Raw genomic sequence first — 592 nt, forward strand, 5'->3', positions numbered from 1 at the left:
CCGTACTGGTTTAAAGTTAATCCACTATAGAATCGATAAATTAATCACATTGCACTATGACTATATTAAAAAAGGAATATGATGAATCAGCCTAAAATTAAAGCATATTGGAAATCTGCCGCTATGCTGCTGTTTGCATTTGGCGTACAAACACTCTTGTTTTTATTATTGCTTTACATGTATGTTTTAGATAAAGGAAATCCGTCCGTTTTAGAGATATCGGGCAGTGTTTTGATTTTCGCTTCCCATGCACTACCCGCCATGCTGCTATGCACCCTTGTCGCGAAACGTTTGTGCTTGCGGCGCAGCGTAGTAGGAACGCTGTTGTTTGCATTGCTTTCAGCGGCAGGGGTGGTAATCACGATTGCGGCATCTGAAAAGATATTGATGCTGATATATCAGCGTTCAACGACATTGGATTGGCAAATGTACACCGGAGTTGGAATAATGGGGGCAATTGCAGGCGCGATTGCTTCTTTGCTGTTGCCAAGGTCGTATGAAAGCAAATCCCTCAATAAATAGTGACATAGCTTTGACAATTGTATAGTGGATTAACTCTAAACCAGGACGGCGTTACCTCGCCTTGCCGTAC

At 42.2% G+C, this 592-nt stretch carries 1 protein-coding gene; it reads left to right on the top strand.

Going from position 1 to position 592, the window contains the following annotated elements; genetic code table 11:
• Positions 1–81 precede the first annotated feature (81 nt).
• Positions 82–522 carry a methionine ABC transporter permease gene (locus HMPREF2726_RS01945; protein ID WP_246827845.1) on the top strand — a complete coding sequence of 147 codons (441 nt, stop codon included), beginning with the start codon at positions 82–84 and terminating at the stop codon, positions 520–522.
• Positions 523–592 lie beyond the last annotated feature (70 nt).

Source organism: Neisseria sp. HMSC074B07, from assembly GCF_001810355.1.
Classification (GTDB): Bacteria; Pseudomonadota; Gammaproteobacteria; order Burkholderiales; family Neisseriaceae; genus Neisseria.